Source organism: Chitinophaga sp., from assembly GCF_036569125.1.
Taxonomy (GTDB): Bacteria; Bacteroidota; Bacteroidia; order Chitinophagales; family Chitinophagaceae; genus Chitinophaga.
Genome location: NZ_DATCRF010000169.1, coordinates 1 through 10,136, shown reverse-complemented (window position 1 = coordinate 10,136; position 10,136 = coordinate 1). Strand labels below are relative to the sequence as shown.

The 10,136-nt window shown below is 49.6% G+C and carries 5 protein-coding genes and 1 pseudogene; all 6 read left to right on the top strand.

What is annotated here, in order from left to right; genetic code table 11:
- On the top strand, positions 1-1,687 hold a 1,687-nt coding region (locus VIM87_RS06145), incomplete at its 5' end, for a DUF6298 domain-containing protein (protein ID WP_331996127.1).
- Between the two features lie 16 nt (positions 1,688-1,703).
- Positions 1,704-3,947, top strand: a complete 2,244-nt coding sequence (locus VIM87_RS06140; RefSeq protein WP_331996126.1) for a DUF4038 domain-containing protein — start codon at positions 1,704-1,706, stop codon at positions 3,945-3,947.
- A 45-nt stretch (positions 3,948-3,992) separates the two neighbouring features.
- On the top strand, positions 3,993-5,831 hold the full coding sequence (locus VIM87_RS06135) for a six-hairpin glycosidase (RefSeq protein ID WP_331996125.1): 1,839 nt from the start codon (positions 3,993-3,995) through the stop codon (positions 5,829-5,831).
- A complete protein-coding gene (locus VIM87_RS06130) occupies positions 5,831-8,581 on the top strand; it encodes a glycoside hydrolase family 78 protein (protein WP_331996124.1) in 2,751 nt (916 codons plus the stop codon). The genes VIM87_RS06135 and VIM87_RS06130 overlap by 1 nt, the downstream gene beginning before the upstream one ends.
- A gap of 2 nt (positions 8,582-8,583) precedes the next feature.
- A complete protein-coding gene (locus tag VIM87_RS06125; RefSeq protein WP_331996123.1) occupies positions 8,584-9,684 on the top strand; it encodes a sialidase family protein in 1,101 nt (366 codons plus the stop codon).
- A 197-nt stretch (positions 9,685-9,881) separates the two neighbouring features.
- Positions 9,882-10,136: pseudogene (locus tag VIM87_RS06120) on the top strand (sugar phosphate isomerase/epimerase); the annotation flags it as partial.

Genomic DNA, 10,136 nt, shown 5'->3' with positions numbered 1-10,136 from the left:
CAATGAACACATCCCGCCCCGCAGCTTGTATTATGCACAGCTGGCCGATCGTTTAGGCAAAGACGTTAAACAGCAGGCGCAGCTGATGCCGGTGGAATCAGAAGCTTCCAGCAGCCCTAGTGTGGAGCAGGCAGCTGCATTGACCCGGGCGTCTCTTAAACCGCTGCCACAGCTGACTGACTGGATAGATGTGGCATCAACCCGCAATCCTGTTACTACAGAAGCAACCGGTGTTAAAACCATTAACGAGGTAGGCTATACGAAGCCAGCAGCGCCTGCACCGGCTGCTCCCATGCATGTAAGTAATGGCTGGCTGCTGCGCGGCAATGCCGTATTAACCGGGGCGCATTTTGAAGTACCCTGGTGGCGGGGCGATGTACGGCCCGATGGTATTAAAGAATCCAAACCCGATGTAACCCGCTTTGTACCCGGCCGCATTGGTGCCGGCCTTACAGATGATCTGCAGGAAGTAGCACAATGGATGAAGGAGAAGCACATTGTATCCCTGGAACATAATTATGGGTTGTGGTATGATCGCCGGCGTGATGATCATGAACGCATACGCCGTATGGATGGCGAAGTATGGCCTCCCTTTTACGAGCTGCCTTTTGCCCGCAGCGGGCAGGGAACCGCCTGGGATGGCCTGAGCCAGTATGATCTTACCAAATACAATGCATGGTACTGGCTGCGCCTGAAACAGTTTGCCAACCTGGCCGACCAGCAGGGATTAGTGCTGGTGCACCAGGATTATTTTCAGCATAACATTATTGAAGCCGGTGCACACTATGCGGATTTTCCCTGGCGCAGCGCCAACAATATCAATCATACCGGTTTTCCGGAACCGCCTCCCTATGCAGGTGATAAACGCATTTTTATGGCGGAGCAGTTCTATGATGTAAGCAACCCGGTACGCCGCAAGCTGCACCAGGCTTACATCCGCAAATGCATGGAGAGCTTTGCCGGCAATACAGGGGTGATCCATTTCATTGGAGCGGAATTTACCGGGCCTTTGGCCTTTGTTCAGTTCTGGATAGATACCATCCTGGCCTGGGAAAAAGAAACCGGTAAAAAAGTGACCATTGGCCTTAGCACCACCAAAGATGTGCAGGATGCTATACTGGCCGATCCGGTACGTTCAAAGCTTATAACAGTAATAGATATACGCCAGTGGCACTACCAGCCGGATGGCAGCGCCTATGCTCCCTTAGGAGGCAAGAACCTGGCGCCACGCCAGCATGCCCGCCTGCTGAAACCTAAGAAAAGCACTTTTGAGCAGGTATACCGGGCCGTAAGCGAATACCGCAATAAATACCCGGAAAAAGCCGTGGTATATGCCGGCAGCGCATACGATGAATTTGCCTGGGCCGCTTTTATGGCCGGTGGCTCTTTGGCGGGCATCCCGGTAATAGGGGATAAGGGCTTCCTGGAAGCAGCTGCCACCATGCATCCTGTTGAAAGCACTGCAGCCCGGTTCACACTCACTAACGGTAAAGCATATATTGTTTACAGCAACGCATCCGGTCCCATACAGCTGGATCTGAGCAAAGCCACCGGTACCTGCAGCATTCACTGGATTGATCCTAAGGACGGGCGGCTGCTGAAAACAGAAGAACAGGCAGGCGGCAAAGAACTCAGCTTACAAAACCCGGGCGCAGGCCCCGTGGTAGTTTGGGTAAGCAGTAAATAAAACATAAACGGAAATCATGCAAAAGATCGGTTTTATACTCTCCATAACATTATTAATGATCACCGGCGTTGTGCAGGCGCAAATGAAGCGGGTAGCCCCGCTGCAGATCTCAGCCAATGGCCGGTATTTTACAACTGCCGGTGGCGCGCCCTTTTTCTGGTTAGGCGATACCGGCTGGCTGCTGTTTAATAAGCTTACCCGTGAAGAAGCGGATACCTACCTGGAAAACCGCCGTCAGAAAGGGTTTAATGTGATACAGGTAATGGTGGTGCACAGCCTGGGCCAGGTAAATGCCTATGGCGACAGTGCCCTGATCAACAAAAATGTAGCCGCCCCTAAAACAACCCCTGGCAATACTTTTTCGGATACTGCGCAATATGATTTCTGGGATCATGTAGATTATATTGTTGATAAAGCAGCGGAAAAAGGCCTGTACATGGCGCTGGTGCCGGTATGGGGCTCTAATGTAAAAGCGGGGCATGTAAGTGAGCAGCAGGCAAAAACCTATGCAGCCTGGTTAGCTGCACGTTATAAGAACAGGCCCAACATCATCTGGCTGAATGGCGGTGATATAAAGGGAAGCGATCACATACAGGTATGGAACACCATTGGTAGCACCCTGCATGCCGAAGATACCGCGCACCTGGTTACCTATCATCCCAGGGGGCGCATGCAATCCTCCACCTGGTTTCATAAAGAGAGCTGGCTGCAGTTTAACATGATGCAGTCCGGCCACCGTACTTATGCACAGGATACCAGCGCAGAAGACATGCGCTATGGAGAAGATAACTGGAAATACATTGTAACAGATTACCGTCTTGCACCGGCAAAACCAACATTGGATGGAGAGCCTTCTTACGAAGGCATTCCGCATGGCTTGCACGACAGCCTGCAGCCCCGCTGGACCGACAGTGATGTGCGCCGTTATGGTTACTGGTCTGTTTTTGCCGGTGCCGCCGGTTATACATACGGGCATAACGCTGTAATGCAAATGCACAAGCCCACTGACAGCAACGGCGCTTACGGCGTACGTGAAGTATGGACTAACGCCATGAACGATCCCGGTGCGCAGCAAATGGTATATCTGAAAAGCCTGCTGTTATCACGCCCTTATTTTGAAAGGGTGCCGGACCAGTCATTGATCGCCAGCGGGCAGGGAAGCCGCTATAACCGTTTGCTGGCCACCCGTGGGCAGCAGTATGCATTTATTTATACGTATAATGGCCGCAACATACCGGTGAACATGGGTAAGATCGCAGGTGACACGGTAAAGGCATCCTGGTATAATCCGCGCAATGGAACCGTAACCATTATTGGTAAATACCCGAACAAAGGCGTTAACACTTTTGACCCGCCGGGTGAGCAAAAAGATGGGAACGACTGGGTATTAATACTGGATACCTATATACCCGGTAAAGAAGTGTATTTATTCACCTCTTTCCGGGAGCCTGCTACAGACGGACTGCACCTGCTATACAGCTATGATGCTTACCACTGGCTGGATCTGGGCCGCTCCTTCCTGCAGCCACAGGTAGGTGAAAAGAAATTAATGCGCGACCCTTCTATGATCCAGGGGGTAGATGGTACCTTTCACCTGGTATGGACCAGCGGCTGGAAAGGAGATAAAGGATTTGGTTACGCCAGCTCCAAAGACCTGGTGCATTGGTCGGAGCAGCGCGCCATTAACGTAATGGAAAAAGAGCCCACAACCGTAAATGTATGGGCGCCGGAACTGTTCTATGATAAGGCAACCAGCCAGTATATTATTATCTGGGCATCCACCATTCCGCGCCGTTTTCCCAAAGGGCAGGAGGATGAGGATAATAACCATCGCATGTATTATACCACCACAAAGGATTTTAAAACCTTTACTCCGGCTAAATTATTCCTGGACCCGGGTTTCAGCGTAATTGACTGTGTGATCACAGAGCAGGCAGCAGGTAAATATGTGCTGATCTTAAAAGACAATACCCGTCCGGAAAGAGATATTAAGGTAGCATTCAGCACGCAGGCTTTAGGCCCGTACAAAAATGTATCAAAAGCATTTACACCCTCTTTTACAGAAGGTCCTGCCGTGGTAAAAGCCGGTCAGAACTGGCTGATCTATTTTGATGCCTACCGCGACAAAGAATATGGCGCAGTTAAAACAGCTGATTTCAAAACATTCACAGATATATCCGGTGATGTGTCGGTGCCGGAAGGGCATAAGCACGGTACTATTTTAAAAGTAAAGGAAGAGGTATTAGATGCGTTGCATTAAACGTGTGCCACACCTCAAAGGTGTGGCACACATAAAAATTAAACCATGAACGGAAAACTCCTGTATACTATTCCACTCTTATTCCTCGCTCTCACAACCACCGCCCAGGACACGGTACGTTATACCGGCCAAACCCGTGTGAACATCGATTACCACCACGGGCAGCTAAGTCCGGCCATGGGCGTACATAACATACAGGTGCTGCGCGCCAACCGTGAGCATCCTGAAATGGCGGAAGGCGCCGGCTGGACATACAACCATGCGCCCATGCTGGCATACTGGAACAACAAATTTTACCTGGAATATTTAAGCGACAGCATTGGCGAGCATATACCTCCAGGCCAAACTTTATTAACCACATCCAAAGACGGTTACAGCTGGAGCAAACCGGAGGTGATCTTTCCGCGGTATAAAGTGCCGGATGGCACTACCAAAGAAGGCCACCCGGGTGTAGCGCATAATTTATATGCCGTGATGCACCAGCGTATGGGATTTTATACCTCTAAGAAAAAGCGTTTGCTGGCATTGGCCTTTTACGGTTTTTGCCTGGATATAGATGATGATCCAAATGATGGAAAGGGTATTGGCCGCGTAGTGCGGGAAATACTGGCCGATGGTAGCTATGGCCCGGTTTATTTCATTCATTATAACCCTGCCTGGAATGCAAAGAACACTTCTTATCCCTATTACACCAGCAGTAAGGATAAGGGTTTTGTGGAAGCCTGTAATGAGCTGCTGGCCGATCCGCTTGTAACGCAGCAGTGGAATGAGGAAGCTGACCGCAATGATCCGCTTATCCCGCTCAAAAAACAATACAAGGCATTAAGCTATTACCATTTGCCGGATGGCAGGGTAGTGGGGCTGTGGAAAAATGCGCTTACTGCTATTAGTACGGATGAAGGAAAAACCTGGCCTGCATCTGCAGTAAGGGCGCCGGGTTTTGTAAATGCCAATGCCAAGATCTGGGGGCAGCGTACTGCTGATGGCCGTTATGCCACGGTATACAATCCCTCAGAATACCGCTGGCCCCTGGCTATTTCCTTAAGCAATAACGGCCTGGAATACACGAATATGCTGCTGGTGCATGGTGAAATTTCTCCCCTGCGTTACCACGGCAATTTCAAAGATTACGGACCGCAATACATCCGGGGTATCACAGAAAAAAATGGTACACCGCCGGATGGTAATCTCTGGGTTACCTATAGCATGAGTAAGGAAGATATCTGGGTATCCCGCGTGAAGGTGCCGGTAATGGAGAAAGCAACAGAGCAGGTAAATGATGTGTTTAAAGAAATGCGGCCGGATACCGCGCTGGATTTATGGAATATTTACAGTCCCTGCTGGGCGCCGGTGAAAATGGAACAAACACCGGACGGCCCTGTGCTGGCGCTGAAAGACAAGGACCCCTACGACTATGCCAAAGCAGAACACCTGTTTCCCGAAACACAAAAAACAGCAGTGGAGTTTTCCATAACACCGGCACAAAATAATAAGGGCCTGCTGCATGTTGAGCTGCAGGATGCTAAAGGCAGCGGCTGCGTACGGCTGATGTTTGAGCCGGATGGTGTGCTACGGGCAAAGTCCGGCGCAAAGTTCAAGAACATTATGAAATACGAAGCAGGTGCTACCTATAATATCCGCATCACGTTAAATACTTACACCCGTTTTTATACGGTGAATATTAACGGTAAGGATGCTTTGAACCAGCTTACGTTTGCACCCGTGCAGAATGTGAGCCGTATTGTGTTCCGCACCGGTATGCCACGGCATGAGCCTAATGCAGATACGCCTGCCGCACAAACCTACGACCTGCCCCATGCCGGTGAGCCGGATGAGCAGGCCGCTTTTTATATCAGGTCATTAAAAACAGCAGCCATCAATTAATGCGCTACTTTGTTTTCATACTAACAGTTATTTTTTACGCTGCAGGTCCGGCCACTGCTAACGTACAGCTACAGAACCTGCGTTGCGAAATGTTATCCAACCCGGTAGGCATTGATGTTACAGCACCCCGCCTGAGCTGGGAGATCAGCAGTGCGCAGCGCAATGTATTACAAACTGCTTACCAGGTGCTGGTAGCGTCATCTGCAGAAAAGCTGGCGGCTAATGAAGGCGATCTGTGGAACTCCGGTAAGGTAAGCAGCGATCAATCCGTACAAGTAGTGTATGCAGGCGCTCCTTTACCGAGCAGAACCATTTGTTACTGGAAAGTAAGAACCTGGACCAACCAGGGTATGAGCGAGTGGAGCGCACCGGCACAATGGAGCATGGCGCTGTTATCCGCAAAGGACTGGCAGGCCGGCTGGATCGGGATGGATCGTGCATTTCCATGGGACAGCGCGCAAAGTAAATTCTCCCGTTTATCGGCCCGTTACTTCCGTAAAACATTTACGGTAAAGCCATCTGTCAAAAGAGCCACGGCCTATATAGCCGGCTTAGGCTGGTATGAGCTGTACCTGAACGGGCAGCGCATCGGTAACCAGGTATTAGCGCCCGCGCCCACAGACTATACCAAAAGCGTATTGTACAATACGTATGATGTAACGGCCGCTTTGCAGCAGGGCGATAATGCAATAGGAACTATATTGGGCAATGGCCGTTTCTTTACCATGCGCCAGGCTTATAAGCCTCAGAAGATCCGCACATTTGGTTATCCTAAAATGCTGCTGCAGCTGGAAATTGAATATACCAACGGCGCCCGCGAAACTATTACCAGCGATGCATCCTGGAAGGTAACTACCGATGGCCCCATCCGCACCAATAATGAATACGATGGTGAGGAGTATGATGCCACCAAAGAAATTCCCGGCTGGAATACTGCCCGCTTTGATGATCATGCCTGGATGCAGCCGGAACTGGTACAAGCCCCTGGTGGTGCAATAAGGGCACAGCTGAATGAAAAGATGCAGGTGATGGAAACCTTGCATCCCAGGTCCATAAAGGAATTAAAGCCTGGTGTATATATTTTGGATATGGGGCAGAACATGGCTGGCTGGCTGCAAATGAAAGTAAAAGGCCCGCGGGGTACTCATGTTACACTTCGTTTTGCAGAAACCCTGCAGCCGGATGGCTCCCTTTACACCGCTAACCTGCGCGATGCAAAAGTAACAGACATCTATACACTAAAAGGGGAGGGTACAGAAACCTGGCATCCGGCATTTGTATATCATGGCTTCCGGTATGCGGAGATCAGCAATTACCCCGGCATGCCTACTGTACAGGATTTTGAAGGGCAGGTGATCTATGATAATATCAGCACCACCGGTACCTTCACCTCCTCCGACACTACACTGAACCAGATCTTTAATAACGCTTACCAGGGCATTCGCAGCAATTACAAAGGCATGCCGCTGGATTGCCCGCAGCGTAATGAACGGATGCCCTGGCTGGGCGACCGTGCTACCGGCGCCTATGGAGAAGCTTACCTGTTTGACAATGCAAAATTATATGCCAAATGGCTGGATGATATTGAGGAATCACAAACGCCGGAAGGCGCCATACCGGATGTAGCGCCGGCCTACTGGCGCTATTACAGTGATAATGTTACCTGGCCGGGCACCTACATCCTGGTGGCGGATATGTTGTATGGGCAGTTTGGCGATCAGCGTGCTATTGTCAAACATTATGATACCATGAAAAAGTGGCTGGCCTATATGCGCGCTAAGTACATGAAAGATTACATCATCACTAAAGATAAATATGGTGATTGGTGTGTGCCGCCGGAGTCATTACAGCTCATTCATTCCAGGGACTCTACCCGCAATACGGATGGTACCTTACTGGCCACCGCTTATTATTACCGCCTGTTATTTTTAATGCAGCGTTTTGCAAAAGTGCTGCATAAACCGCAGGATGCACAGGCATTTGCAGACTTGTGTGTGCACATCCGCACAGCCTTTAACAAGAAATTCTTTAACCCGCTTACGGCGCAATACAGCAACAATACAGTAACCGCTAACTTATTGCCATTGTATTTCGGAATAACGCCCGCTGCAGCTGAAAAGCAGGTGTTTAACAATATTGTAAATAAGATAGAGCAGGAATATAAGGGGCATATCAGCACCGGGGTAATAGGCACGCAATGGCTTATGCGCGGTTTAAGCCGCTGGGGTAAGCCGGAGCTGGCCTTTCACATTGCTGCTAACCGCGATTATCCCAGCTGGGGATATATGATAGACCGTGGCGCCACCACTATCTGGGAGCTCTGGAATGGCGATACGGCCAATCCTGCCATGAACTCCCATAACCATGTAATGCTGCTGGGTGATCTGCTGATCTGGTATTATGAAGACCTGGCCGGTATCCGCAGCAGCACAGCAGCTCCGGGCTTTAAGCAGGTTATTATGCAGCCGGTTTTGCCGGAAGGCTTGCAAACAGTGAATGCCTCCTATCAATCCATTCACGGTGTTATCAAAAGCGAGTGGAAGAACACGAACGGTACGTTTACCTGGAATATTTCTGTACCAGGTAATACAACCGCATTAGTATATATACCTGCTGCAGCTGCTGCACAGGTAAAGGAAAGTGGTAAGGCGGCTACCAGAGCAGCCGGTGTAAAGTGGCTGCGTATGGAAGGTAACCGGGCCGTGTTTGAGGTAGGCTCCGGGAATTATGAATTTGAAAGCAGTAAATAACTATGATGTATAAACGTATTTTTTGCGCCGGGTTTCTATTACTCGCAGCGCTCAGCAGCCAGGGCCAAACAGGTAAGCCGCGTACTTTTAAAGAAGGGATCGTAACAGACGAATTTATTTTTGAAAAAGCATCCTTCCCATCCTGCCACGCGGCCACCATTGCAGAAACCCCGAAGGGCCTTGTAGCAGCCTGGTTTGGCGGTACTAAAGAAGGCAAACCGGATGTAAGCATCTGGGTAAGCCATAAAGCAACCGCCAGCAGTAAGTGGACAGCGCCGGTGGAAGTAGCTGATGGTAAAAAGAACGACACTACCCGCTATGCCTGCTGGAACCCGGTATTATACCAGGTGCCCGGCGGCGATCTGTTATTATTCTATAAAATAGGTCCTAAAGTAGCGCAATGGAAGGGCTGGATGATCAGCTCAAAGGATGGCGGTACTACCTGGTCGGCTCCCAAAGCCTTACCCGATGGTTATTTAGGGCCTGTTAAAAACAAGCCGGTATTGTTAAGCGATGGTACTTTGCTCTGCGCGTCCAGTACAGAAGGTGATGGCTGGAAAGTACACTTTGAGCTCACAAAAGACAATGGTAATACCTGGGAAAAGATAGGCCCTATCAATGATGGAAAAACTTACAACGCCATACAACCCAGCGTGCTGTTTTACAAAGATGGCAGGCTGCAGATCCTTTGCAGAAGCAAGAACCGCGCGATCCTGGAATCATGGTCAACAGATAACGGCCGCAGCTGGTCTGCCTTAGCGCCTGCTGATCTGCCGAATAATAATTCCGGTACAGATGCAGTAACCATGAAGGATGGCCGGCAGCTGCTGGTATATAATCATGTGCTGCCACCGGATGGTAAGCCCAAAGGCCCGCGCACACCGTTGAACGTAGCTGTATCTAAAGATGGTAAGATATGGAATGCCGCGCTGGTGCTGGAAGATTCACCCATCAGCCAGTATTCCTATCCTTCTGTGATCTGCGCAAAGGATGGCGCTATTCACATCGTGTACACCTGGCGCCGGGAACGCATCAAATATGTGAAAATAGATCCTAAGCAATTACAGCTTACAGAGATTAAAAATGGCCAATGGCCGAAGTGAATTACGAATTATTCAATTACGAATTACGAATTGAGTAGTTCGCATTTATGGTGTTCGCATTATTAAATGCTGACCGGAATTTGTAATTGATAATTCGTGATCAAATAATTGAGCTAATTCTATTAGCCGTTATGTGAATAACAATTCAGAGTGTAAACCCAATTCGTAATTCGTAATTGAATAATTCATAACTAAAAATGCATCGTCGTCACTTCCTTCTCAATACTTCCCTCGCCCTTACGGCAGGGTTACTACACCGGCAATTCGCCTGGGCCGCTACCACAGCTGCCAGTACAGATCAGCGTTATAAAATATCCGTGTGCGACTGGATGATCCTGAAAAGGCAGAAGCTGGGCGCATTTCAGCTTACCAAAGATATTGGCGCCGATGGGGTGGAGCTGGATATGGGCGGTTTAGGCAACCGGGAAACTTTTGATAATAAGCTCGTAGAT

Coding starts and splice junctions, on each gene's coding strand:
- VIM87_RS06140 (WP_331996126.1), top strand. CDS start 1,704: ATGCAAAAGATCGGTTTTATACTCTCCATAACATTATTAATGATCACC.
- VIM87_RS06135 (WP_331996125.1), top strand. CDS start 3,993: ATGAACGGAAAACTCCTGTATACTATTCCACTCTTATTCCTCGCTCTC.
- VIM87_RS06130 (WP_331996124.1), top strand. CDS start 5,831: ATGCGCTACTTTGTTTTCATACTAACAGTTATTTTTTACGCTGCAGGT.
- VIM87_RS06125 (WP_331996123.1), top strand. CDS start 8,584: ATGATGTATAAACGTATTTTTTGCGCCGGGTTTCTATTACTCGCAGCG.